Here is a 1350-nt window from a genome sequence, read left to right on the forward strand (position 1 = left end):
TACATTACAACTAAAGCAGCACAAGTAAGGAAGTTAATACCTTCGTTACTATACTCGGTAATTCTGTGCTCCAGAAAGGAGGTGTTCCAGCCGCACCTTCCGGTACGGCTACCTTGTTACGACTTAGCCCCAGTCACCAGTTTTACCCTAGGCCGATCCTCAACGGTTACGGACTTCAGGTACCCCCGGCTCCCATGGCTTGACGGGCGGTGTGTACAAGGCCCGGGAACGTATTCACCGCGCCATGGCTGATGCGCGATTACTAGCGAATCCAGCTTCACGGAGTCGAGTTGCAGACTCCGATCCGAACTGAGACGTGGTTTGGAGATTAGCGCCCTGTCGCCAGGTGGCTGCTCTTTGTCCACGCCATTGTAACACGTGTGTCGCCCCGGATGTAAGGGCCGTGCTGATTTGACGTCATCCCAACCTTCCTCACAGCTTACGCTGGCAGTCTCACTAGAGTCCTCACCTTGATGTGTTAGTAACTAGTGATTAGGGTTGCGCTCGTTATGGCACTTAAGCCGACACCTCACGGCACGAGCTGACGACAACCATGCAGCACCTCGCAAATGGCTATTGCTAGAAAGAATGTTTCCACTCCGGTCCAAATGCGTTCAAACCCGGGTAAGGTTCCTCGCGTATCATCGAATTAAACCACATGTTCCTCCGCTTGTGCGGGCCCCCGTCAATTCCTTTGAGTTTCACCGTTGCCGGCGTACTCCCCAGGTGGATTACTTAACGCTTTCGCTGTAGAGCTTACATTGTATCGCAAACTCCTAGTAATCATCGTTTACTGCGTGGACTACCAGGGTATCTAATCCTGTTTGATACCCACGCTTTCGTGCTTCAGTGTCAGTGATGGTTTAGTATGCTGCCTTCGCAATCGGAGTTCTGCGTGATATCTATGCATTTCACCGCTACACCACGCATTCCGCATACCTCAAACATACTCAAGATAAACAGTTTCAACGGCAATTTTATGGTTGAGCCACAAACTTTCACCGCTGACTTATCTATCCACCTACGCACCCTTTAAACCCAATAAATCCGGATAACGCTCGCATCCTCCGTATTACCGCGGCTGCTGGCACGGAGTTAGCCGATGCTTATTCGTAGGGTACATACAAAACAGGACACGTCCTGCACTTTATTCCCCTATAAAAGAAGTTTACAATCCATAGAACCTTCATCCTTCACGCGACTTGGCTGGTTCAGACTCGCGTCCATTGACCAATATTCCTCACTGCTGCCTCCCGTAGGAGTTTGGTCCGTGTCTCAGTACCAATGTGGGGGACCTTCCTCTCAGAACCCCTATCCATCGTCGGTTTGGTGGGCCGTTACCCCGCCAAC

At 51.1% G+C, this 1350-nt stretch carries 1 rRNA gene; it reads right to left on the reverse strand.

The window, feature by feature from the left end:
• Nucleotides 1-74: 74 nt before the first annotated feature.
• Nucleotides 75-1350, reverse strand: a 16S ribosomal RNA gene (locus C1721_RS16055); the annotation flags it as partial.

Source organism: Parabacteroides bouchesdurhonensis (assembly GCF_900186615.1).
GTDB classification, from domain to species: domain Bacteria; phylum Bacteroidota; class Bacteroidia; order Bacteroidales; family Tannerellaceae; genus Parabacteroides; species Parabacteroides bouchesdurhonensis.